Origin of the sequence: Streptomyces sp. NPDC048172, assembly GCF_043202595.1 — a bacterium.
Lineage (GTDB): Bacteria > Actinomycetota > Actinomycetes > Streptomycetales > Streptomycetaceae > Streptomyces.
In genome coordinates, this window is sequence record NZ_JBIDAT010000001.1 from 246,548 (window position 1) to 268,246 (window position 21,699).

The window sequence follows — 21,699 nt, forward strand, 5'->3', positions numbered from 1 at the left end:
GCCCGTGACTCCGCCCGTGACTCCGTTCCGGTAGCGCTCGCGCGGCGCGGGAGTGGATTTCGCGGGCCGCGCGGGCGGGGACGGCGGCGTGCGGTCATGGCTCAGCCGTGCACTTCAGAACAGGACGAAGAGACCTCGCGGCCGCGCTCGTCGCGGCCCTCACCGTGCCCCTGCTCCTGGCCGGTCCCGGTGCCGGCGCCTCGACGGGCGACCGTGCCCCCGGCCCCGGGCCGAACGACCCCTCGGCGGCGACGGGCGCCGCCCCCGCCTCCGCCGCCCCCGCCGCCTCCGCCCCCGACTCCGCCTCGGACCCCGTGCCCGAGGCGGGGCTCGTCCCCGGCGTCTCCCCCGGTGCCGAGGGCCGGAAGCCGTTCGACACCCCCGACCAGCGGCTCGCCCCCGCGCCCTTCGGCCCGCAGCCCCACCAGAACGGCCACCTGGGCCGTACGCCCACGGGGAAGCACGCCGCGCAGGGCGTGATCGAGTACGTACCGCGGGGCGAGGCCGAGACGCCCAGGTCGCAGGCGCCGCGCTGCACCAGCAGCACGGGCCCGTACCAGCGGCAGGCCGAGCGGTACCTGCGGCTGCCGGAGGACGGGCGGCAGTCCCCGCGCGACTGCGCCGCGATCCAGCGCTACCAGACGGAGCACGCCATCCGCCCGGCGAGCGGCTTCGCCGGGCCCTCGACGTGGCGCGTCATGCAGCTGGAGTCGGCGCGCAAGAACGCGCACCGGCTCAAGGGCTGCCCCGCGCGCCCCGGCCGGGTGGCGTGCGTCGACCTGAAGCGGCAGATGATGTGGGTGCGGGACGGGCAGCGGATCGTCTACGCGCCGGTCCCCGTCCGTACGGGCAGGGCCGGGTACCGCACCCGTACCGGCTGGTTCCGGGTCTACTGGCGCCACCGGGACCACTGGTCGTCGCTCTACCACTCGGCGATGCCGTTCTCCCAGTTCTTCAGCGGGGGCCAGGCCTTCCACGGCATCTACGCCGACATCTACAGCCCGCCGGGCTCGTACGGCTGCGTGAACCTCCGGTACAAGGACGCCGAGCGGCTCTGGGCGACGCTCCGCAAGGGCGACCGGGTCTACGTGTGGGGCCGCAGGCCCGGAACCTGACGACGCCGGAACCTGACGACGCCCGAACCTGACGAAACCGTCACCTGCGACACTGAAGCGGTGAACAGCGTCAACAGCCTGACCGCTCCCTCAGCCGCGCTCGCGCACGCGACCGTCCGTGCCCGCGCCGAGATCGACCTCGGGGCGGTGCGCGACAACGTACGGGCCCTCCGTGCCCGTGCCTCCCGTGCCGAGCTGATGGCCGTGGTGAAGTCGGACGGCTACGGGCACGGGGCGGTTCCCTGCGCCCGCGCCGCGCGCGAGGCGGGGGCGAGCTGGATCGGCACCGCGACGCCCGAGGAGGCGTTCGCGCTGCGCGCCGCGGGCGACACCGGGCGGCTGATGTGCTGGGTGTGGACCCCGGGCGGCCCCTGGCGCGAGGCGATCGAGGCCGACATCGACGTCTCGGCGAGCGCCCGCTGGGCCCTCGATGAGATCACCGACGCCGCCCGCGCGAGCGGCCGTACGGCGCGGGTGCATCTCAAGGCCGACACAGGCCTGGGCCGCGGCGGCTGCCAGCCCGCCGACTGGGCGGACCTCGTGGCGGCGGCCCGCGCCGCCGAGGCCGAGGGCGCGCTGAAGGTCACCGGGATCTGGTCGCATTTCGCCTGCGCCGACGAGCCGGGCCACCCCTCGATCGCCGCGCAGCTCGACGCGTTCCGCGAGGCCCTGGCCACCGCCGCGCGCGCCGGGCTCGACCCGGAGGTGCGCCACCACGCGAACTCGCCCGCGACGCTGACCCTCCCCGAGTCCCACTTCGACCTCGTACGCCCCGGCGTCTCGGTCTACGGGCTCTCGCCGTCCCCCGAGATCGGCGTCCCCGCCGGGCTGGGGCTGCGCCCCGCGATGACGCTGAGCGCCTCCCTCGCCCTGACCAAGCGGGTGCCGGGCGGCCACGGCGTGAGCTACGGGCACACGTACACGACGCCGGGCGCGACCACCCTCGGCCTCGTCCCCGTCGGCTACGGCGACGGCATCCCGCGGCACGCCTCGGGCGCGGGCCCCGTCCTCGTCGCGGGCAAGTGGCGGACGGTGGCGGGGCGGATCGCGATGGACCAGTTCGTCGTGGACCTCGACGGCGACACGGCCGAGGCCGGTGACGAGGCCGTGCTCTTCGGCCCCGGCGACCGGGGCGAGCCCACCGCCGAGGACTGGGCTCGCGCCGCGGGCACCATCGGCTACGAGATCGTGACCCGTATCAGCCCCCGCGTCCCCCGCGTGTACGTCGGCGCCTGACGGGAACGTGCACGACAGGCGATACGCACCACTGGGCACGGCAGTCACGGGGGACGCACGATGAGCACACCACGGCGCAGGGCGGGGCTCGCGGGTGCCGCGCTGGGGGTCGTCGCGGCCGGGGTCGCGCTGGAGCGGCTGACCGTCAACCGCGCGGTGCGGCGCAAGGCGCGCCTCGCGCTCGACGCCGAAGGCCCGTACGGCACGCTGCGCGGCGCCGAGGGCGTCGCGGTCGCGGAGGACGGCACGGAGCTGTACTACGAGACGGACGAGCCCGAACCCGGCGGCGAGGAGCTGCCGTTCACCCTCGTCTTCTCGCACGGCTACTGCCTCAGCCAGGACGTCTGGCACTTCCAGCGCGCCGCCCTGCGCGAGCGCGGCGACGTGCGGGCCGTCTACTGGGACCAGCGCAGCCACGGCCGTTCCGGGCGCGGCCCCGAGGGCGAGGAGGTCTCCATCGACCTGCTCGGCCGCGATCTGAAGGCCGTGCTCGACACGGCAGTCCCGGAGGGCCCCGTCGTGCTCGTCGGGCACTCGATGGGCGGGATGACGGCGATGGCGCTCGCCGCGCAGTACCCGGCGGACGTCGAGGAGCGCGTCGTCGGCGTCGCGCTGCTCGGCACCAGCGCGGGCGGCCTGGGCGAGGTGACGTACGGGCTCCCGGCCGTCGGCGTGAAGGCGGTGCGGCGCGTGGTGCCCGGGGTGCTGCGCGCCCTGGTCAAGCAGACCGAACTGGTCGAGCGGGGGCGGCGGGCCACCGCCGATCTCTTCGCGGGCCTCGTCAAGCGGTACTCGTTCGGCGCGGCGCGGGACGTGGACGCGGGGGTCGCGCGGTTCGCGGAGAAGCTGATCGAGTCGGTGCCGGTGGACGTCGTCGCCGAGTTCTACCCCGCCTTCGCCGCGCACGAGAAGACGGCGGCGCTCGCGGCGTTCGACGGCGTGCCCGCGCTCGTCCTCACCGGGGACCGCGACCTGCTGACGCCGCTGGAGCACAGCGAGCGGATCGCCGCCGCGCTGCCCGCCGCCGAGCTGGTGGTGCTGGAGGAGACGGGGCACCTGCTGATGCTGGAGCGCCCCGAGGCCGTCTCCGAAAGCATGTCCGACCTGCTGACGCGTATCCTCCGCGTCTATGGGAGCACCGCACCATCAGTACAGCCTGACCGTCGCCACGTCTGACCGGATGCGGGAGCTGGGCGAGCGGCTCGCCAAGCTCCTGCGCGCCGGTGACCTCGTCCTGCTGACGGGGGAACTCGGCGCCGGGAAGACGACGTTGACGCGTGGACTCGGGGCGGGGCTGGGCGTGCGCGGCGCCGTGACCTCGCCCACCTTCGTCATCGCGCGCGTCCACCCGCCGCTGGGCGGGGGACCGCCGCTGGTGCACGTCGACGCGTACCGGCTGGGCGGCGGGCTGGAGGAGATGGAGGACCTGGACCTCGACGTCTCGCTGCCGGAGTCCGTGGTCGTCGTCGAGTGGGGCGAGGGCCGCGTCGAGGAGCTGACGGAGGACCGGCTGCACGTCGTGATCGAACGGTCGCGGGGCGAGGCCGACGGGGTCGACGAGGTCGACGAGTCGCGGACCGTGACGTTCACCGGGGTGGGCGCGCGCTGGGCGGCCGAGGACCTCTCGGCGCTGGGCTGACGCCGCGCCTGACCCTCGTACCGTTGTCGACAGCGTGTCGGCAAGATGTTGCGTGCACGGCTGATGCCGTGGTCCCATGGGAGGCCAGAGCGCGGTTAGGTGTGCCTAACCACGTCGGTGCCCAGCCCCGGGAGGTGTCATGCCGGCACATGAGCCCGAGCAGAAGCCGCAGTCGTACAAGACGCCGTCGATGAGTGCGCTGCTGGCGTCCTGCGCCGCGGCGGACGCCGTCTCCCGGCCCCCGGAGTCGTCCGCGCGCGAGGAAGCGGAGCCGCTCCCCGAGCCCCCGGTTCCGGCCCAGCGCTAGCGCTGGCGCTCCGCGTGGCTGCTGGGCAGGGGCTGCCCCCGGCTGCTCATCGCAGACCGCGGGTCGTGGGTGGCTGGGCGCGCAGTTCCCCGCGCCCCTGAAGCGGCCCCTCCGGGGCCTGCTTCAGAGCGCCCCGCACCTCCAGGGGCGCGGGGAACTGCGCGACAAGCCACGAAGCAGCCGCAGCCTGCAACGCACGGCACGGGGCAGCCCCTGCCCAGCCCCGAAGGGCTCAGCGGACGACGATGACGGGGCGTCCGATCGTTGCGAAAACCCAGAGCGCCTCGCCGTCCGCCCGCTTCTCGCGGATGCCGCCCGTCTTGCGCTCGGGGTCCTGGTTCGGCATCGAGCCGTCGACCGCCGCGCTGAAGCCGATGGTGACGCCGTCGACGTCGGCGAACCGGACCACGTTCTCGATCGGGACGCCGTCCGAGCCGGTGATCTGCGAGGAGCGCGACGTGACCTTGTAGGTGCCCGGCGAGGGGCTGACCGTGCTGGGCATCACGCGGTACGTGCGCTGGACCTTGCCGCTCTTGCCGACGAGCCAGACCCGCTCCCGCCCCAGCGCGTAGACCACCCGCGTGCCGCGGCCCGAGCGGTCCGGGAGCGCCTTGCTGTCCTTGGCCTTGCCGGAGGAGGTGTCCTTCGAGGGGGAGGAGGAGTCCGAGGCGCTCGGCGCGTGCTTCTCGGCGCGGTCCTGGGCGGCGTTCGCCTGGAAGGCGAAGAAGCCGATCACCGCGAGCGCGGCCACGGTGAGGCCGGTCACGAACACTCCCGCGCTGTTCCCGCTGCCGCGTGCCACCGTGTGCCGCCACCTCTCGTGCCTGCCCGTTCGTCCCCCGGGACAGCCGGGGTCTTCCCGACGGTAGCAGCAGCGCGGGAAGGATTCCGGACAGACGGGTAGGGGCCGAAGCCCTGCCCACCGGTGGGACTTGGAGTAACCGCCGCCCCTGTGTTCGCATATGGCGATGACCCCCCACGGTTCATCTCCGAGCTCCACCACCCCCATACCGCGTGTGCCCTCGTCCACCGCTCCGCCGTCGTCCAACCCCTACGACGAGCTGGCCTCGCTCGCCCCGCCGGACGCTCCGCCCCCCGCCGGAGAGCCCAAGCCGAACCCGTACGACGCGCTCTCCTCGGAGCCGTCCACGGATGACAACCCGTACGACCATCCGTACGAGGAGGGGCCCCTCGGCTTCGCGCTCCGCTCGGACTACGACGAGCCCGAGTACGAGGACCAGATGCCCTATCTGCGGGCCGTGCGCAGGCGGCGCCGCTCGCGGCTCACCATGGCGGTCAAGCTCGGCATCGCCCTGTGCGTGCTGTGCGTGCTGCTCGCCGCGGGCGACCGGCTCGCCGCCTACTACGCCGAGGACAAGGCGGCGGAGAAGGTGCAGAAGGCCCTCAAGCTGCACGCCGAGCCCGAGGTGCACGTCCGGGGCTTCCCCTTCCTCACGCAGCTGGCGGGCGACCGGCTCGACCACGTCGACCTGACCATCCCGGACGTGCCCGCGGGCCGCGTCTCCGTCGCGCAGGTCAACGGCACCGTCAACGACGTCAAGATCGTCGGTGACGCGCCCACCTCCATCAAGGGCGCCGTCCTCGGCCGGATGCGCGGCGACGTGCTGCTCGCCTTCGACGACCTCGACCGGGAACTCGGCACCTCGCAGGTCAAGTTCACCGCGGGCGGCAAGAACACCGTGCTCGCCGACGGCAAGCTGCCGATCGCGGGCAAGGAGGTCAAGGTCAGGGCCCGCGCCCACCTCATGCGCACGGGTGACCACGGGGTCGGCACCACCGTCGACGACATGCGGCTCGACGTCCCCGGCCTCTTCTCGTACGTCCCGGGCAAGGGCGCGGACGGCGGGCTGCGGCTGGCGCGGCCGCTCGCCGAGCGCGTCCAGCGCGACGCCTCCAAGGCCAAGGCGCTCTTCGGTGTCCGCGCGGTCACCAAGCGCTTCGGGCTCTCGGACGAGCGGGCCCAGCGGGTGCGGCAGAGCGAGGCCGAGCTGCACCGGGTGACGGGTGCGCCGAAGTTCCTCGACAAGATCATGAAGGTGAACATGGTCGACGTCGTCATGGAGAACCCCTGGCTGATGAAGAAGCTCGGCCTCGACCCGGCGCTGGTCGCGGGGCTGCAGAAGATCGAGGAGCCGAAGCTCGCCGACAAGCTCTCCCTCTCCCTGAAGCTGCCGGAGATGCCCGGTGACGTGCGGCTGCGCGGGATCTCGGTGGCCAAGGACGGCATCCGCGCCCAGGTGACGGGCGTCAACGTGCCGTTCGGCGGCGGCGCCGGGAACTCCGTCAAGGAGACCGAGGACGCGAAGAAGGGGGCCGGTTCGGCGCCGTAGGGTGGTGGGGTGCTGATGCTCGCTCTGGATACCGCCACACCCGCCATCACGGTCGCCCTGCACGACGCCGACACGGGGGAGACGCTCGCCGCCGCCGACCAGGTCGACGCCCGTCGGCACGGTGAGCTGCTCCTCCCGTCCGTGGACCGCGTGCTGCGCGCGGCCGGACGGAAGCTCGCCGAGGTCACCGACATCGTCGTCGGCGTCGGCCCGGGGCCGTACACGGGGCTGCGGGTCGGGCTGGCGACGGCCGAGGCGTTCGGCGCCGCGCTCGGGGGGAGCGCGCGGGTGCACGGCATCTGCAGCCTGGACGGCCTCGCGTACGCCTCGGGGCTGGAGACCCCCTTCGTCGTCGCGACCGACGCCCGGCGCAAGGAGGTCTACTGGGCGCGGTACGCGGACGCGCGTACGAGGGAGAGCGAGCCCGCCGTCGACCGCCCCGCGGAGATCGACCCCGGGGTGCGTGCGCTGCCCGCCGTGGGGGCGGGCGCCGTGCTGTACGCGGACGCGTTCCCCGCCCTGCACGAGGACCTGCCCGCGGACCTGTCCGCCGCCCCGCTGGCCCGGCTCGCGGCGGAGCGGCTGGCGCGCGGCGAGGAGCTGCCGCCGCCCCGCCCGCTCTATCTGCGCCGCCCGGACGCGAAGGTCCCGGCGAACTACAAGGTGGTCACGCCGAAGTGAGCGAAGTGAGCGCGAAGTGAGCGGCGACGGCCCGTCGGCCTCGGCGACTCCGGCGGCCTCGGCGACTCCGGCGGCCCCTGCGACTCCGGCGGCTCCGGCGGCCCCGGTGCCCGCGGCCGAGCACGCGGCCGACGGCGTCACGCTGCGTGAGATGCGCTGGTGGGACATCGGCCCGGTGCTCGCCCTGGAGGACGAGCTCTTCCCCGAGGACGCCTGGTCCGAGGGGATGTTCTGGTCCGAGCTGGCGCACGCCCGCGGCCCGCACGCCACCCGCCGCTACCTCGTCGCGGCCCGCGCCGACGGCACGCTCGTCGGTTACGGCGGCCTCGCGGCCGTCGGCGGCATGGGCGACATACAGACCATCGGCGTGCTCCCGTCCTGCCGCGGCACGGGCCTGGGCGCCCACCTCCTCCGTACGCTGCTGCGCGCCGCGACGGACTTCGAGTGCGCCGAGGTCCTGCTGGAGGTCCGGGTGGACAACACCCCGGCCCAGCGGCTCTACGAGCGCTTCGGCTTCGTCCCCGTCGGCATCCGCCGCGGCTACTACCAGCCGGGCAACGTCGACGCGCTCGTGATGCGGCTGGCCGACCCGGCGTCGGCGGTCGCCGTCCCCACGGCTCCCGCGCACCCCTCCCACCCCTCCTGATCCTGAGAAACCTGAGGAACGAGGCACACCGAACCATGACTGACTCGCGGGACGAACCGCTCGTCCTCGGCATCGAGACCTCCTGCGACGAGACCGGCGTCGGCATCGTGCGCGGCACCACCCTGCTCGCCGACGCGATCGCCTCCAGCGTGGACACCCACGCCCGGTTCGGCGGAGTCGTCCCCGAGATCGCCAGCCGCGCGCACCTGGAGGCGATGGTGCCGACCATCGAGCGCGCGCTGAAGGAGGCCGGGGTCGCCGCCAGCGACCTCGACGGCATCGCGGTCACGGCGGGTCCCGGGCTCGCGGGCGCGCTGCTCGTGGGCGTCTCGGCGGCCAAGGCGTACGCGTACGCGCTCGGCAAGCCCCTCTACGGCGTCAACCACCTCGCCTCGCACATCTGCGTCGACCAGCTCGAACACGGCCCGCTGCCCGAGCCGACGATGGCGCTGCTGGTGAGCGGCGGCCACTCCTCGCTGCTCCTGGCGCCCGACATCACCTCGGACGTACGGCCGCTCGGCTCGACGATCGACGACGCGGCGGGCGAGGCGTTCGACAAGGTCGCCCGCGTCCTCAACCTGGGCTTCCCGGGCGGCCCGGTGATCGACAAGTACGCGAAGCAGGGCGACCCCGGGGCCATCGCCTTCCCCCGCGGCCTGACGGGCCCGCGCGACGCCCCGTACGACTTCTCCTTCTCCGGCCTCAAGACGTCCGTCGCCCGCTGGATCGAGGCGAAGCGGAACGCGGGCGAGGACGTGCCCGTCGCCGATGTCTCCGCGTCCTTCCAGGAGGCGGTCACCGATGTCCTGACGCGGAAGGCGATCCGCGCCTGCACCGACGAGGGCGTCGACCACCTCATGATCGGCGGCGGCGTCGCCGCCAACTCCCGGCTGCGCGCCATGGCCGAGGAGCGCTGCGCCGCGGCGGGCATCACGCTCCGCGTCCCCCGCCCCAAGCTGTGCACGGACAACGGCGCGATGGTGGCGGCGCTCGGCGCGGAGATGGTCGCCCGGGGCCGCGCCGCCTCGTCGTGGGACCTCCCGGCGGACTCGTCACTGCCGGTGACGGAGCCGCACGTACCCGCGGCGGACGGTCACGAGGGGCACTCCCACACCCACGACCACGTGCACGAGCTGAGCAGGAAGAACCTCTACTCCTCATGAGCACACTCGCCCTGATGTGGGAGGCCAAGGCGGCGCCGGAGCGGGGCGCGGCCCTGCTGGAGTGGGCCCGCGCGCAGGACCTCTCCCCGGCGCCCGGCCGCCGCGAGCACTTCACCGCGCCCGGCGAGCGGGTGCTCGTCATCACCTGGTGGGAGGGCACGTACGACGCGGACGTGCCCGAACTCCCCGATCCGCCGGGGGACCTGGCGGCCCGCCCGGTGCACCGCTGGCGCTTCGAACAGGTGTGACCGCCGGAGCGGGGTGCAGAGCGGGGCTCAGAGCGGGGTGAGGAGGCAGAACTCGTTGCCCTCCGGGTCCGCGAGGACCGTCCACGGGACGTCGCCCTGGCCGATGTCGAGGTCGGTGGCGCCGAGGGCGCGCAGCCGGTCCGCCTCCGCCTTGTGGTCGTCCCCGGGGTAGGGCCGCAGGTCGAGGTGGACGCGGTTCCACCCGGTCTTCTCGTCGGGGTTGCGGAGGAATTCGAGGTACGGGCCGACGCCCTCGGCGGAGCGCAGCGCCACGTGCTCGTCGGTCTCCTCGTGCAGGACCCAGTCCATCGCCTCGCCCCAGAACCGGGCCATGGCGTGCGGGTCCGCGCAGTCGACCACCACGGCGGCCATCGGGCCGGTGTTCCGGTAGATCTCCCGGGGCTCCAGCACGCAGAACTCGTTGCCCTCCGGGTCCGCCATGACCGTGAACCGCACGTCGCGCTGGCCCACGTCCGCGCGCGTGGCGCCGAGCGCCTCCAGGCGCGCGATCAGCTCCGCCTGGTGCGCCGCCGAGGTGGTGGCGAGATCGACGTGGACGCGGTTCTTCACCGTCTTGGGGTCCGGGACGCGCATGATGTCGATGAAGAGCGTGCTGGGGTGGGGATAGGGGAGGCCCTCGGGGACCAGGTTGGTCACGCCGGGCTCCTCGCTCTCGATGCTCCAGCCGAGAGTCTCCGCCCAGAACCGGCCGAGTGCTTCGTCGTCGTGGGCCTTCATCGCGATCTGCACAAGTCTCGTCGGCATGCGGCCGATCTTAGGCCCATGCGGAGTCGGTGGCACGGGTGTTCGTACGCCGTGACCTGCCGCCTTCTTGACCTGCCGCCTTCTTGACCTGCCGGGCGGGACGGCCGGACGGTGATCCCTCACGAGGGAGGCGCCGTGTTTCGGGTGGGGCTGGGGGCGGGGGCACTGGCGGGGACGCGGTTCGCCGTGTCGCCGCTGATGGAGGCACATTTTCTGGTGCGGCAGACGTGGTCCGGGGCGTGGACGTACCCGCCGACGGCATGGGTGCGCCGGACGCGGAGCGAGGCGGACCGGGAGCCGTGGCCGGGGCGGGGCGACTTCTCGCTGCTGCCCGCGCTGCTGCACGTGTGCGGCGCGTACGTGCCCGACTTCCTGACGCCCGAACCCCCGGCGCCGCAGCCCGACGTACGGGACGAGCTGCACGCCGTGGCGACCACGGGCACGGAACGGGTGGCCGCCGAGCTCGCGGCCGTACTGGAGGGCGCGGCGGAGCGCGGACGTACGGGGATGCCGCAGCTCTCGGCCGTACGGGACGCGCTGGAGCGCGGGGAACGGGCGTTCGCACAGGCCGCCGCCGACGAGCTGGAGCGGTTCTGGCGCGGGCGGCTGGCCCCGTACTGGGCGCGGCTCAGCGGCGCCGCCGAGGCGGACATCGAGCACCGGGGGAGGGTGCTGGCCCGGCAGGGCCTCGGCGCGGGGCTCGCCTCGCTGCACCCGGGCGTACGGCTCTCCGGGGACGGGGATTCGCTGCGCGTCCCGCACCGTTACGACGGGGACGTCGGGACCGTAGACGCGCTGGTGCTGATCCCCTCGGCGATGCTGTCCGGCTGCGCGCTGAGCGTCGACGTGTGCGGGGTGCGGGGCGCCGCGCTGATGTACCCGGCACGTGCGGACCGTCCCCCGCGTGCCCCCGGGGGAGCGGGCGCGCTCGGGGCCGTGCTCGGGCACACCCGGTACGCGCTGCTGCTCGCCCTCGCGCGCCCCCGCACCACCACCCAACTCGCCGCCGCGCACCACCTCACGCCCGCCACGGTCTCGTACCACCTCAGGCGGCTGCACGCGGCCGGGCTGCTCAGCCGTACGCGCGAGGGCGCGGCCGTCCACTACCGGCGCACCGAGGAGGCCGAACGCCTGCTCGCAGAGGGGGATTAGAGGCTGCTCTCATCATCTGGCCCGCCTGCGGACGCTCTGCTTCACTCCAGCCACGACAAGGGGAGGGCGGACCACATGGGACAGCGGGTGCGGGCGCGCGGAGGCCGCGGAGCACGGGGCGTGCTGGTCGGGGCAGTGGTCGCAGGGGTGTTCGCCACGGCCCTCACCGGCCACGCGGGCGCCGTGGCGTCGGATGCCGCCGCACCGGGGGCCGCGGGGGAGCCCCAGGGCGCGGCGGCCGCGCGGGACGCGATGGACACCGCCGTCGGCGGCGGCGTCCCCGGCGCGATCGGCCGCATCGAGGACGCGCGCGGCACCTGGCGGGGCACGGCGGGGACCGGGGACCTGGCCAAGGGCACGCCGCGCCGCGCGGACGACCGGTTCCGGATCGGGAGCGTCTCCAAGACGTTCCTCGCCACCGTCGTCCTGCAACTGGAGGACGAGGGCAGGCTGAGCCTCGGAGACACCGTCGAGAAGTGGCTGCCCGGCCTCGTCACCGGCAACGGCAACGACGGCCGCCGCGTCACCCTGCGCCAGCTCCTCCAGCACACCAGCGGCATCTACGACTTCGTGTACGACCCCGGCTTCGACGCGGTCTACGGCACCGACGCCTTCCTGGAGCACCGCTACGACCGCTGGAAGCCCGAGGACGTCGTCGCCGTCGCGATGAAGCACAGGCCCGAATTCGAGCCCGGGACCTCCTGGAAGTACTCGAACACCAACTACACGCTGCTCGCGATGATCGTCGACAAGGCCGCGGGACGCCCGTACGAGCGGGAGATCGAGCGCCGCGTCATCGAGCCGCTCAGCCTGCGGGCCACCAGCGTGCCGCACACGGACCCGGGTCTCCCCGCGCCGCACAGCAGGGGCTACGTCCGCTTCACGCCGGACGGCGAGCTGCTGGACGTCACGGAGATGAGCCCGACGTGGGCGAAGGGCTCGGGCGCCATGATCTCCACGACGAAGGACCTCGCCCGCTTCTACCGCGCGCTGCTCGGCGGCAGGCTGCTGTCCGGGCGGCAGCTGGCGAAGATGCTGGACACCGTGCCGACGGGGGACACGAAGACGCCGCGGGTCGCGTACGGGCTGGGCGTCTTCGTCTACAAGTTCTCGTGCGGCGTCACGGCCTGGGGGCACGGGGGCAGCGTGCACGGCTCGTCGTCGTTCGTGGGCACGACGCTCGGCAGGAAGGAGTTCGGAGGGAAGGAGCTCGGAGGGAAGGCCGAGGGGCCCGCGCGGACCATGGCGTTCCAGTACAACGTGGCGGGCGGCGGCAGCGCGCACACCGTGGCGGATGCCGCGTACTGCGCGAAAAGCTGAGGGCCGGGCGTACCGGACCGGGAACCCAGCCCCCATCCCCTCACCCTGAGTGAACCGGCAGGATGGTGCGCCACGGAACGATCAGGCGGGCCGACGGGGGCCGACAGGGGGCCGGGACATGAGGCAGGTGCGGGGACGGCGGCGCGGGGCCACGAGGGCGGCGGCGATGACGCTCGCCGCGCTCTTCGCCCTCGCGGGCACGGGTACGGGGGGCGCCCACGCGAAGGCGGGGTCCGAGTCCGGGCCCGAGTCCGCGTCCACCAGCCAGGCGGCCCATCTCGCCGCGCGCCTGCGCGAGAAGCCCGTGTACGTCTCCGACGCGCTCCCGCGCACCGTCCCGCGCTCCGCCGCGCCCGCGTACGCGAAGCAGGCCCGGCGCACCGGCGTTCCCACGTACGTCCTCGTGCTGCCCGGCAGTTCCCTGCGCGCGCGGGACGAGGGGCTGCTCGCGTCCGTCCACGACCGGCTCGGCAAGCGCGGCCTGTACGTGCTGCTCGACGGCTCCGGCACCTCGATGGCGACCGCGGCGTACGGCGTGGAGGTGCCCGCCGAGGACGCGGGCCGGGCGACCCAGTTCGAACTGCCCTACGACGCGGGCCCGCTGGAGACGTTCTCCCACTTCGTGGAGGTCCTGCGCTCCGGCGACGCGGCCGGGCGGGCCGAGGCCGCGCTCGACCGAAGCAGCACCGCGGGCAACGAGCCGGACCCGCTGCACACCACGCGCACCGACCGCGAGAACCAGAGCCTCCTCTCCGGCGTGCTGATCGCCGGGGTGCCGCTGCTGCTCCTCGGCACCGGCCTGTACGTGCGCCGCTGGCGCGGCGGCCGCGGCCTCGGGGCGCTCGTCCTCGTGCCCGTCGCGGCCGGGACGGCGGTCCTGCTGGCGGTCGGCGCGGCCTGGACGTTCGACGACACCCGCTCCGACAGCGACCCGCTGCCCACGGCGCGCGACATGGCGGCCCGGGGCGAGCGGGTGGCGCACGAGCTGAAGCGCACGCCCGTCTACGTCGACCCCGAGGGGGAGGAGGCGCTCTCCCGGGGGGAGCGCGAGGCGTTCGCCCGGCGCGTGGCGAAGCTGGACGTGCCGGTCCGGATCGCCGTCGTCCCCATGGACACCGAGGACGAATCGGGCGGCGACGAGGACCTGTTCGCGCAGCGCCTGCACAAGGAACTGGGCGAGGACGCCGTCTACGTCGTCGCCTCGCCCGGCGAGAGCGACGGCGTCCACGTCGTCAACTACGGCGCGAAGCTGGACGACGACCGCCTCTACAAGCAGACGGAGGACCTCCGCTACGGCCCCGGCGGCGAGGACCCCGAGCCCCTCGGCGACCGGCTCGACACGGTGCTGGACGCGGTCGCGCGTACGCCCGCCGGGCCGCCCGGCGAGCCGTACCTGCCGCCGTCGCCCGCCGACGACCCCGTCGAGGAGGACGAGCTGGAACCGCTCTTCTCCGGCGACATGGCGGGCGGCGCGGTCCTGGGCGCCGCGGGCGCGGCGGGCGTCTTCGGGCTCACGGCGGCGGGCCTCGGCATCGCGCGCCGTGCCGCGCGCGGCGGCGGCGCGCGCCCCGGCGCGACGGGCGGGGGCGGCCGGGGCGGCCAGGGCGGAGCCGCCGCGCCTGACGCGCCCGCGCGCCCTTCCCTCGGCTGGCTGCGCCGGACGGCGCGCCGCGAACTGGACGAGCTGGGCACCGCGTTCGGCGAGCGCGGCGACGCGCTGCCGGAGGCGAGCCGCACCCGGGTGTGGGACTGCCTGGACACGGCGACGCTCCTGCTCGACCAGGAGGGCGACAGCGTCGTCGACATGGACGCCGACGCGGCCACCCTCGCCACCGGCATCGTGCTGCTGCGCGCGGGGAGCGCGCTCCTGCGCGACCCCGGCGAGGCGCACCGCGCCCGCCGCCACCTGTGCGCCCTCAACCCGCTGCACGGCCCGACCACCGGGACACGCACCTTCACCTGGCCCGTCGAGGGCGCCCGCGCCTCCTCGTACCCCGTGTGCGAGGAGTGCCGCGCCACCCTCCAGGGCGCGCGGAACACGACGGCGCGCGACGGTGGCGCGCGCGCCACGGTGCTGCGCCTCGCCCCCTCCGGGGAGCCCTACGACCAGCTGCCGGGCCCGCTCGGCGCGCGGAGGGGCATCACGATCGACCAGCTCATCAGCCGAGTACGGGAGCAGTTGGGTGTCCACTGAGCCGCACGCCGCACGCGGCGCCCTCCGCAAGGCCCTGGTGGCCGTCCTCTCCGCCACGCTGCTCTGCCTCCTCCCCGCCGGGGCGGCGCACGCGGCGCATTCGGCGCCCGCCGAGCCCGCGCCGGGGCAGCGGATCGCCGACGGGCTCCGCCGCTCGCCGGTCTACGTCGACCGCGCGTACGAGCAGGCGCTGCCCCCGTCCCAGCAGCGCGCCCTCGTACGGCAGATCGAGAAGACCGGCATCCCGATCCGCGTCGTCATCGTCCCGCTCGTCAAGGGCGACGACTGGAACGGCGAGTCGGCCAAGCTCGTCGACGTCGTCCGCGACCGGCTCGGCGAGAGCAGGCAGAAGGAGGCCGTCTACGTCACGCTCAGCGACACGGGCAGCCAGGGCCAGTACCTCGACGGCCACGAGTTCCCGCGCGACAAGCACGAGGCGATGTGGGCGGCGTCCACGGTCGGCCACATCGAGAAGCTCCGCGAGAAGGGCCTCGACGACCGGATCTCGCGCGCGATCGAGATCATCGAGTCCGGCGACGGCCTGAAGCAGTACGAGCGCGCGACCGCCGACCTCAAGGACGACGCCGGGGACAGGAACACCACCACCACCGGCGCCGCCGGCGAGGGCGATTCCGGCGACACGTCCCCGCTCTTCCTCCTCGTACTCATCGGCGGCCCGCTGCTCCTGCTGGGCGCGGGCCTGGGGCTCTTCCTGTTCCTCCGCGGGCGCGGCCGGGGCGCCGTCCGCAGGCCGTTCGCCGCGCCCCGCACCGTGTTCGCGACCGCGCGCCGGACCAGCGAGAGCGACCTGCGGCGCCGCGCCCAGAACGAGGTCGTCGCGCTGGGCGAGCAGGTCGGCGCCCACGAGCAGCACGAACAGTCCGACCCCGCCCTCCTCCAGCTCGCCCTGGACGCCTACGCGGCGGCCGGTACCGTCCTCGACGACGCACGCGGCATCCCGGACCTCGCGGGCGTGCTCGCGCTCGTCCACGAGGGCCGCGAGGCGCTCCGCGAACTCGACGAGGCCCAGGGCCAGGGCGGCGGCCGTAAGGGCAAGCGGAAGCGCGACGCCGCCCGCCTCCCCGTCTGCTTCTTCGACCCCCTGCACGGCCCCGCCAAGAGCTGGACCCGCTGGCGCCCCCTCGGCCACCGCGAGTCGCTGCGCGTCGCCACCTGCGAGGCGTGCGCCCGCACCCTCCAGGCCCGCCGCGCCCCCGAGGCCCTGACGGACACCCACGAGGGCCGCTCCGTCCCGTACTTCGAGGTACCCCCCGACCGCAGCCTCTGGTCCGCCACGGGCTACGGCTCCCTCGGCGACGAACCCCTCTCCACGCGAGTCGCCCGCGGCGAATTCACCCGCGCCGCGACGGAAGCGGGCGAGGAGTAGCACCCCTTCACGTTCGCGCACGGTCGAAACGCGGCGAAGGATGCCGCTCCCGCATGTGGTCCGTGAACGTCGAGGAGATCAGCGGAAGCCACTCCTCCCAGGGGAGACCGCCGGAACCGCAGGAGAGCACGTCCTGGAAGAAGCGGCGCAGCGCGTCCTCGTCGTGGAAGAGGGCCAGCGCCTCATGACACTCGGCGACAAGGCCGGGAAGCCACCAGGGGCAGTACGGGTGATGGTCGGCGACGAACACCCGCAGCCCGTCGTCCGCGGCGAGCTCGTCCTCGACGGCGATGCCGTCCGGGCCGAAATAGTCAACCAGCATCCCGGAGAGCAGCGGGAAGCGTGACGCCAGCTCGTCCGCGGTGGGCTCCGCGCCCGCGAGCTTGCCCGCGACGCCCTCCGGCCACCGCTCGACGTACTCCGCGAGGTCCGTCAGCTCCCGAAGCGCGGGCTGCTCCGGAAGGCCCAGCACGTGCGGCGCGCGCGAGGCGGCCCGCAACTCCGCAGCGACCTCGTACAGATCCCGGCCCCCACGGGTGCCCCGCTCCCACAGCGCCCGGAGATACGGCTGCAGCCGCTCCGCCCGTTCCCCGGGGTCGGCGGGAATTCCGGTGTGCGCGAAGGCGCGGAGAAGCGCGCGGGCCCCTGAGAGCCGGAGGTGCGCGGCGTAACCGTCACCGTCGTCGTCCGTCATGCCTGCCTCGGGGTGTGGACCGATCACTCGGGGTTGAGTCGCCAGAATGCCCCGATCTCCTCCGCCGAGACGGCGACGACGCCGACGTCCAGGGTGCAGGCGGTGAACGGAGACCAACTGCGGTGTCCCGTGGAGTTGGTGTGGAAGGCGGCATCGGGACCGAAGCGCGCGGCCAGCGTCCTGGCCGCGGCCTCGCGTTCCGGGGTGGGTTTGCCGTTCAGCCACGGGTCGGTGAGAGCGACGAGGAGTCCCTCGGCCCTCCTGCGAGAGATCTCGGTCAGGCGTGAACAGGCGTCGGAGGGGGTGACGGGCTGGAACGGCGAGTCGTCGTCGGCGTCCCAGTCGAGCGTGCGCCACCCGCGCGGGTCGCCGGTCTGGCGGGTGAGCACGGCGACAAGGTCGTGCCCCCAGTCGGAATGCGCACGCGGGCCCACGGCCACATACACGTACTCGTCCTCGTACAGGAGCAGCGCCGCGGTCTCCCACGCCTCGCGGTCCGGAGCCGGGGTGGCGGTCACTGTCTCTCCGTGGGCCGCTCGTACCGGACCGGCGGGGTCGTGGTGCGGTCCGCGAGGAGGGCGAGCCAGGTGCCGGGCGCGTAGGGGTGGGGTGGGTCCACTTCGGCGCCGAGCTCCAGGCGAAGCCGCCCCGGCGGATGCCGCGCGTACTCCCGGAGCTGTTCCTCGGCGAAGCCGTGCGGGCTCTCCGGGGCCCGCTTGAGCACGACGCGTGCCGCCCGCACGGGCACGGCTTCGCGCCCGGCGAGCATCATCGCCTGCAACAGCACCCGGCCGACGGGTTCCTCACGCGACCGCCATTCGCTCTCGATCGTGAGCCGCTGCGCCGTCTCACGGTCGGGATACGTGGCTGCTCGGGTACGGGAGGTCACGGGGAGAACCTGGTCCTGGCGGTGAGGTCTTCCGTGCGGGTGCTCATGCCCGGCGGCTGCCCTTGTGGTGCTCCGCGATGTGCGCGGTGGCCGCGTCCAGGAGCTGGCGGAGGCGGTCGGGCGAGACCCAGAAGAGGATCGGTTTCAGCGCGGCGGCCATCCGTTCCGGTTCCGGGAAGAGGAAGAGGGCGGTCTGCGCCTCGGCGGCCAGCGCCGCGAGATCCTCGTAGCAGGATGTGGGGTGCTCGTTACGGACACGGCTGTCGACGGCGCTCGCGTGGTCGGGGTGGTCGCCGGTGCTCAGCCATACGTCCCCGAAGCCGCGCAGCAGGGGGAAGAGGCACTCCACCTCCCACGCGGCGGGCGGGAGAAGCCGGAAGCTCATCGGCCCCTCCCGGGCGCGGAAGCGGAGCAGACCGGCCAGGATGCGCAGATAGTCAGGACCGGCCATGCCGTCCGCCGCGCGGTCGAGACGCTCCCGGAAGCCGGACGGCACCGGATAGCCGGGCTGCTCCTCCAGCAGATCCGCGACGAGTTCCAGCAGGGCCGCGGAGGAGGATGTCGGCATGTTCCACGTGGCCACCGCCGAGTAGTGATTCGTACGGTCGAAGCGCGCGATCTCGTCGTCGAGGGAGACCATGCCCCGCGACTCCTGGCTGCGGATGGTGAGTTCGAGCAGTCTCAGCAGCGGTCCGCTGTTGAAGACGGCGCCGGTGTGGATGGACGACACGGTCGCTGCTTTCTGAGAGGGGGTCATCTCACGGTCGGCATCGAGGTCACGACGACGAAGGGGGGATCCAGGCCCTTCCGGTACTGGAGCATCACCTTGGCCGTATGGACCGAGGTGCCCTGTGCCTTGACTCCGTCGCTGTCGTAGTCGCTTCGGGAGACACTGGTGCCGACCGGGTCGGTGAACGTCTTGCGCAGCGCCTCGGGGAAGTAGGCCCCGTCCTCCGGGGGCGGTTGCTTGTTGATGAACCTCTCGATCTTCTCCATGTTCCCGTCGTCGTCAAGAACCTGCTGCGTGTACTTCTGGGCGTCCTTGAGGTTCTTGTACGAGGAGGCCGCATCGATGTTCTCCTGGTCACGCAGCCGGGACGCGAGCTGGGAGTCTCTCTTGCCGACGTGCTTGTCGACGGAATGCGCTCCGTGGAGACCTTCTTCGGTGGTCAGGTCGATGGGGTAGTAGTGGTCCTTCGGGTTCTCCCCGGAAACCTGGTACTTGTGCTCCCGCTTGAACTCGTTGAGCGAGCGCGCGGAGAATGCCTGGGCTCTCGCCGACTGGGAACGGAACGTGGGAGCCGCGCGCTGCGCCTCCTCCAGCTTCGGGATGTTCCGCCTGAGGCGTTCCGCTTCCCTGCGGCAGACATCGTCGTAGGTGTCGACCGCGCGGTTCATCGCCGCGGAGTCCATCTTGGAGCGGAACGTACTGATGACCTCGCCGACCGGGGTCTTGGTCAGTGCTCCGAAGAGGTCGCCGAGATCGGGGGACTTGAGATCGTCCACCGTCTCCTTGGCCGCGCTGCGCAGGAGGGTCCGGTTCTTCTCCGCCATGGAACTGTGCGCGTCGGCCACCGCGATGCACGCCTCCGCGATGACGTGAGCCACGCGCTCCAGAACGGTCACGACGGGATGGCGTATCGCCGGAACCCTGGCGTCGGTCTTCCAGTTCGCGCTGTGGTGCCGCTTGCCCCAGGCGGCGGTTCCCCACAGCGTCTGGCAGAAGGCGGTCATGGCCGCCTGCCACTCGCCGTTCCTGGGGTCGGTGATCTGGGACACGATGACCTGGAGCTGATACGCGTGCTCGATGAGGGCCTTCGTCGCGCTGCGCCACGCCATGGCGACGTCGTGCAGTTCCTGCTCGTTGGCGCCGGGGGTGACGCGATGCAGCTCGCCCAGGTTCAGGACGTGCTCGACGGCAGGCTGGACGACTGTCGCGACGGCGTCGGGTATGTCGCCGAGGATGGCCACGACGGAGTACTCGGAATCGTCGCCACGCCCGGTCCATTTCAAGGACGGAGGCTTGCCGTAGCGGGGCTTGTCCGGAGGCTGGGCCGCCTTCGCGAGCGACCCCTTGCCCTTCGCGAACGGGTTGGACGCGTGGTTGGCGGCCATGTACGTGGTGGCCGTCGTGGTGAAGCCTTCCGCGGCCCCGCTGATGGCCCACGCGGATTCCGCCCAGACGAGGAGGTACAGCGTGGAGATCTCCATGTAACGGTCCGCGAAGGCGTCGGCGCCGTCCCCGTTCCCGGCGGCCTGGTCCGTGGCGTCCAAGCCGTCCAGCAGCTCGAACCCGGACTTGATGAACTCCTTGGCCTGCTCGGCTGTCTCGATGGCGACCTTGCCGACATGAACAGGCTGTACGTCGAAGCCACCGTTCCCGTCAGCCGGTCCCGCCGGGTTACCGGCATTCGGAGGGGCCGTGGACCGTGGAGCGTCGTCCGAGAGCTGGTCCAGACGTGTCACCGCGCGCCCCAGCCGCGCAGCACCGCGCGGTGGGCTGCCGCGTAGTTGATGTGGCCGGTGGTGACGACCTCGTGGAGCCAGCGCTGGGCGCCTTCGAGGTCCTGCATGTGGACGTCCCACTTGTCGAGGACGTCCACGAAGGTCTCGCGGGTCTCGCCTTCCCAGCTCAGGACGACCTTCTTGGAGCGTCCGTAGAGCGTCTCCAGTTTCTCGGTGAGGTCGGAGAGTATGTCCTCCATGTCGTCCGTCAGCCGTTTGAGAGTGGCGAAGTCGACGGCTAATTCCTCGTCTTCAGCGGACATGGCGGCACCTCACAGCTCGTCCAGTTTGCTCTTCGGTAATCCGGCGACGGGGTTGGCGTCGGCCATGCCGAGGAGTTCTTCGCGGCCCTCGGCCGATCGCTGGAGCTGTGTCATCTGCTCCAGGACGTCGATGTCCTGGTCGGAGAAGCCGTCGCGGCCCAGTTTCACGGCTTCTTCGATGAGGATGAGTGCGCGGCGTACGGCGCGGGCGTCCTCGGTGACGCCTTTCTGGAGGTCGCGGTAGGCGCGGGCGGTGTCACCGCGCCAGCGGGTGCCGATCTTTTCGACGAGCCCGTCCATCTTGCCGATCTTGCGCTTGAGATAGCGCTCCATGTCGTCGAGATCGGCGACGAGTTGATCGAGATCTACGCCTTTGACATTGATCCGCTCCATGAGCGGCCCCTTCCCCCCGGTTCGGGCGCATCACGTGGTGCGCTTCGAGCCTAGAGCCGACGGGGCTCAGGAGAAAGGTGATGTGAACATGTCCTACGCGGTGCGGTCCGCGAGGAGGGCGAGCCAGGCGCCGGGCGCGTAGGGGCGGGGCGGGTCCACCTCGGCGCCGAGTTCGGCCAGGGCGAGCGCGTAGTCGCTCTCCTCCAGGTCGAGGGCGAGCAGCTCGCGCAGTTCGCCGTGGAGGTGGGCGACGAGGGTGGTGTCGGTCGTGGCGAGATAGTCGGCCAGTGCGGTGTCGTGGTCGTCGAACTCGTCCGGCATGTCCTGCGAGAACCAGCCGCCGAGCAGCTGGCCGAGCTCCGGGAAGCGGGCGTGCCACTCCCAGCGCGTCTGCGGCATCGGCTGCGGCGGGGGGACGTCACCCTCCTCCACGCTGGCCCGGATGTGGGCGGCGAGCTGCCGCAGCCAGTCCTGGACACGGTGGTCGGGGAGGCCGACGTCGGGTACGGGGTAGAACTCGCCGAGTTCCAGGCGCAGCCGGCCCGGGGGATGCCGCGCGTACTCCCGGAGCTGTTCCTCGGCGGTGCCCAGCGTCCAGGGGCGGGTGCGCCAGGTGTGCCGCAGGAAGGCGGTGAGCGCCGCGCTGCGGTGGTCCTCGGTGTCGTCGGCGTCCTGGCCGAGGTAGGCCCGGATCACTTGGTCCAGTTCGCCGTACTTGCGGTCGTGGACGAGTGGTGCCATGGGCATGGCC

At 73.2% G+C, this 21,699-nt stretch carries 23 protein-coding genes and 1 pseudogene; 14 read left to right on the top strand and 10 right to left on the bottom strand.

Features of this window, described 5'->3' with window-relative positions; translation table 11 throughout:
- Nucleotides 1-107 precede the first annotated feature (107 nt).
- From ACGF3A_RS01205 to ACGF3A_RS01225, 5 genes are all read left to right on the top strand, one after another.
- Complete coding sequence (locus ACGF3A_RS01205; RefSeq protein ID WP_393724506.1) at nucleotides 108-1,115, top strand: L,D-transpeptidase; 1,008 nt, start codon at nucleotides 108-110, stop codon at nucleotides 1,113-1,115.
- Nucleotides 1,116-1,175: 60 nt separating this feature from the next.
- Nucleotides 1,176-2,351, top strand: a complete 1,176-nt coding sequence (gene alr, locus ACGF3A_RS01210) for an alanine racemase (RefSeq protein WP_393724508.1) — start codon at nucleotides 1,176-1,178, stop codon at nucleotides 2,349-2,351.
- 60 nt (nucleotides 2,352-2,411) lie between these two features.
- The gene (locus ACGF3A_RS01215) at nucleotides 2,412-3,527 is read left to right on the top strand and encodes an alpha/beta fold hydrolase (protein ID WP_393724509.1); all 1,116 of its coding nucleotides are present in this window, start codon (nucleotides 2,412-2,414) and stop codon (nucleotides 3,525-3,527) included.
- Complete coding sequence (tsaE, locus tag ACGF3A_RS01220) at nucleotides 3,481-3,990, top strand: tRNA (adenosine(37)-N6)-threonylcarbamoyltransferase complex ATPase subunit type 1 TsaE (protein ID WP_393724511.1); 510 nt, start codon at nucleotides 3,481-3,483, stop codon at nucleotides 3,988-3,990. Before ACGF3A_RS01215 ends, tsaE begins: the two co-directional genes overlap by 47 nt.
- Nucleotides 3,991-4,129: 139 nt before the next feature.
- Complete coding sequence (locus ACGF3A_RS01225) at nucleotides 4,130-4,297, top strand: hypothetical protein (protein WP_393724513.1); 168 nt, start codon at nucleotides 4,130-4,132, stop codon at nucleotides 4,295-4,297.
- A 232-nt stretch (nucleotides 4,298-4,529) separates the two neighbouring features.
- Here the strand turns inward: ACGF3A_RS01225 and ACGF3A_RS01230 are convergent, their stop codons facing one another.
- On the bottom strand, nucleotides 4,530-5,099 hold the full coding sequence (locus ACGF3A_RS01230) for a hypothetical protein (protein WP_393724515.1): 570 nt from the start codon (nucleotides 5,097-5,099) through the stop codon (nucleotides 4,530-4,532).
- Nucleotides 5,100-5,313: 214 nt separating this feature from the next.
- Between ACGF3A_RS01230 and ACGF3A_RS01235 the strand changes: the two genes are divergently transcribed.
- The 5 genes from ACGF3A_RS01235 (at nucleotide 5,314) to ACGF3A_RS01255 (ending at nucleotide 9,386) form a co-directional block, all read left to right on the top strand.
- Nucleotides 5,314-6,648: a DUF2993 domain-containing protein gene (locus tag ACGF3A_RS01235; RefSeq protein ID WP_393724517.1), complete on the top strand. Its 1,335-nt coding sequence runs from the start codon at nucleotides 5,314-5,316 to the stop codon at nucleotides 6,646-6,648.
- A gap of 9 nt (nucleotides 6,649-6,657) precedes the next feature.
- Entirely contained in the window at nucleotides 6,658-7,329 is a 672-nt protein-coding gene (gene tsaB, locus ACGF3A_RS01240) for a tRNA (adenosine(37)-N6)-threonylcarbamoyltransferase complex dimerization subunit type 1 TsaB (RefSeq protein ID WP_393724519.1), read from the top strand.
- 151 nt (nucleotides 7,330-7,480) lie between these two features.
- Nucleotides 7,481-7,975 carry a ribosomal protein S18-alanine N-acetyltransferase gene (rimI, locus tag ACGF3A_RS01245; RefSeq protein WP_393727082.1) on the top strand — a complete coding sequence of 165 codons (495 nt, stop codon included), beginning with the start codon at nucleotides 7,481-7,483 and terminating at the stop codon, nucleotides 7,973-7,975.
- A 35-nt stretch (nucleotides 7,976-8,010) separates the two neighbouring features.
- Entirely contained in the window at nucleotides 8,011-9,138 is a 1,128-nt protein-coding gene (gene tsaD, locus ACGF3A_RS01250; protein WP_393724521.1) for a tRNA (adenosine(37)-N6)-threonylcarbamoyltransferase complex transferase subunit TsaD, read from the top strand.
- Nucleotides 9,135-9,386 (top strand): hypothetical protein, encoded by a 252-nt coding sequence (locus ACGF3A_RS01255; RefSeq protein ID WP_393724523.1) that lies wholly within the window; start codon nucleotides 9,135-9,137, stop codon nucleotides 9,384-9,386. The genes tsaD and ACGF3A_RS01255 overlap by 4 nt, the downstream gene beginning before the upstream one ends.
- A 27-nt stretch (nucleotides 9,387-9,413) precedes the next feature.
- On the opposite strand, the gene ACGF3A_RS01260 is transcribed toward ACGF3A_RS01255, so the two are convergent.
- Nucleotides 9,414-10,151, bottom strand: a complete 738-nt coding sequence (locus ACGF3A_RS01260; protein WP_393724525.1) for a VOC family protein — start codon at nucleotides 10,149-10,151, stop codon at nucleotides 9,414-9,416.
- 216 nt (nucleotides 10,152-10,367) lie between these two features.
- On the opposite strand from ACGF3A_RS01260, the gene ACGF3A_RS01265 reads away from it, so the two are divergent.
- The 4 genes from ACGF3A_RS01265 to ACGF3A_RS01280 all read left to right on the top strand — a co-directional run bounded on the left by ACGF3A_RS01265 (nucleotide 10,368) and on the right by ACGF3A_RS01280 (nucleotide 16,204).
- Nucleotides 10,368-11,303 (top strand): ArsR family transcriptional regulator, encoded by a 936-nt coding sequence (locus ACGF3A_RS01265; protein ID WP_393724527.1) that lies wholly within the window; start codon nucleotides 10,368-10,370, stop codon nucleotides 11,301-11,303.
- Nucleotides 11,304-11,423: 120 nt separating this feature from the next.
- Nucleotides 11,424-12,623, top strand: a complete 1,200-nt coding sequence (locus ACGF3A_RS01270) for a serine hydrolase domain-containing protein (RefSeq protein ID WP_393724529.1) — start codon at nucleotides 11,424-11,426, stop codon at nucleotides 12,621-12,623.
- A 118-nt stretch (nucleotides 12,624-12,741) separates the two neighbouring features.
- On the top strand, nucleotides 12,742-14,817 hold the full coding sequence (locus tag ACGF3A_RS01275) for a hypothetical protein (protein ID WP_393724531.1): 2,076 nt from the start codon (nucleotides 12,742-12,744) through the stop codon (nucleotides 14,815-14,817).
- Nucleotides 14,807-16,204 carry a hypothetical protein gene (locus ACGF3A_RS01280; protein WP_393724532.1) on the top strand — a complete coding sequence of 466 codons (1,398 nt, stop codon included), beginning with the start codon at nucleotides 14,807-14,809 and terminating at the stop codon, nucleotides 16,202-16,204. Before ACGF3A_RS01275 ends, ACGF3A_RS01280 begins: the two co-directional genes overlap by 11 nt.
- Before the next feature lie 7 nt (nucleotides 16,205-16,211).
- Here ACGF3A_RS01280 and ACGF3A_RS01285 read toward each other — a convergent pair whose 3' ends face one another.
- The 8 genes and pseudogenes from ACGF3A_RS01285 to ACGF3A_RS01320 all read right to left on the bottom strand — a co-directional run bounded on the left by ACGF3A_RS01285 (nucleotide 16,212) and on the right by ACGF3A_RS01320 (nucleotide 21,695).
- A complete protein-coding gene (locus tag ACGF3A_RS01285; protein WP_393724534.1) occupies nucleotides 16,212-16,898 on the bottom strand; it encodes a hypothetical protein in 687 nt (228 codons plus the stop codon).
- Nucleotides 16,899-16,921: 23 nt separating this feature from the next.
- Nucleotides 16,922-17,416 carry a hypothetical protein gene (locus ACGF3A_RS01290; protein ID WP_393724536.1) on the bottom strand — a complete coding sequence of 165 codons (495 nt, stop codon included), beginning with the start codon at nucleotides 17,414-17,416 and terminating at the stop codon, nucleotides 16,922-16,924.
- A gap of 170 nt (nucleotides 17,417-17,586) precedes the next feature.
- Nucleotides 17,587-17,787: pseudogene (locus tag ACGF3A_RS01295) on the bottom strand (hypothetical protein); the annotation flags it as partial.
- Nucleotides 17,788-17,830: 43 nt separating this feature from the next.
- Entirely contained in the window at nucleotides 17,831-18,517 is a 687-nt protein-coding gene (locus ACGF3A_RS01300; protein WP_393724538.1) for a hypothetical protein, read from the bottom strand.
- Nucleotides 18,518-18,540: 23 nt separating this feature from the next.
- On the bottom strand, nucleotides 18,541-20,253 hold the full coding sequence (locus ACGF3A_RS01305) for an RNase A-like domain-containing protein (RefSeq protein ID WP_393724539.1): 1,713 nt from the start codon (nucleotides 20,251-20,253) through the stop codon (nucleotides 18,541-18,543).
- Complete coding sequence (locus ACGF3A_RS01310; protein WP_393724541.1) at nucleotides 20,250-20,555, bottom strand: WXG100 family type VII secretion target; 306 nt, start codon at nucleotides 20,553-20,555, stop codon at nucleotides 20,250-20,252. The genes ACGF3A_RS01305 and ACGF3A_RS01310 overlap by 4 nt, the downstream gene beginning before the upstream one ends.
- 9 nt (nucleotides 20,556-20,564) lie before the next feature.
- Nucleotides 20,565-20,948 carry a WXG100 family type VII secretion target gene (locus tag ACGF3A_RS01315; RefSeq protein WP_393724543.1) on the bottom strand — a complete coding sequence of 128 codons (384 nt, stop codon included), beginning with the start codon at nucleotides 20,946-20,948 and terminating at the stop codon, nucleotides 20,565-20,567.
- A 93-nt stretch (nucleotides 20,949-21,041) separates the two neighbouring features.
- Nucleotides 21,042-21,695 carry a contact-dependent growth inhibition system immunity protein gene (locus ACGF3A_RS01320; protein ID WP_393724545.1) on the bottom strand — a complete coding sequence of 218 codons (654 nt, stop codon included), beginning with the start codon at nucleotides 21,693-21,695 and terminating at the stop codon, nucleotides 21,042-21,044.
- Between the last annotated feature and the right edge of the window lie 4 nt (nucleotides 21,696-21,699).

Excerpts from the sequence above, each read along its gene's own strand:
- ACGF3A_RS01315 (WP_393724543.1), bottom strand. The coding sequence starts at position 20,948 with ATGGAGCGGATCAATGTCAAAGGCGTAGATCTCGATCAACTCGTCGCC.
- ACGF3A_RS01215 (WP_393724509.1), top strand. The coding sequence starts at position 2,412 with ATGAGCACACCACGGCGCAGGGCGGGGCTCGCGGGTGCCGCGCTGGGG.
- ACGF3A_RS01275 (WP_393724531.1), top strand. The coding sequence starts at position 12,742 with ATGAGGCAGGTGCGGGGACGGCGGCGCGGGGCCACGAGGGCGGCGGCG.
- ACGF3A_RS01260 (WP_393724525.1), bottom strand. The coding sequence starts at position 10,151 with ATGCCGACGAGACTTGTGCAGATCGCGATGAAGGCCCACGACGACGAA.
- ACGF3A_RS01225 (WP_393724513.1), top strand. The coding sequence starts at position 4,130 with ATGCCGGCACATGAGCCCGAGCAGAAGCCGCAGTCGTACAAGACGCCG.
- tsaD (WP_393724521.1), top strand. The coding sequence starts at position 8,011 with ATGACTGACTCGCGGGACGAACCGCTCGTCCTCGGCATCGAGACCTCC.
- rimI (WP_393727082.1), top strand. The coding sequence starts at position 7,481 with ATGCGCTGGTGGGACATCGGCCCGGTGCTCGCCCTGGAGGACGAGCTC.
- tsaE (WP_393724511.1), top strand. The coding sequence starts at position 3,481 with ATGGGAGCACCGCACCATCAGTACAGCCTGACCGTCGCCACGTCTGAC.
- ACGF3A_RS01255 (WP_393724523.1), top strand. The coding sequence starts at position 9,135 with ATGAGCACACTCGCCCTGATGTGGGAGGCCAAGGCGGCGCCGGAGCGG.
- ACGF3A_RS01285 (WP_393724534.1), bottom strand. The coding sequence starts at position 16,898 with ATGACGGACGACGACGGTGACGGTTACGCCGCGCACCTCCGGCTCTCA.
- ACGF3A_RS01320 (WP_393724545.1), bottom strand. The coding sequence starts at position 21,695 with ATGCCCATGGCACCACTCGTCCACGACCGCAAGTACGGCGAACTGGAC.
- ACGF3A_RS01310 (WP_393724541.1), bottom strand. The coding sequence starts at position 20,555 with ATGTCCGCTGAAGACGAGGAATTAGCCGTCGACTTCGCCACTCTCAAA.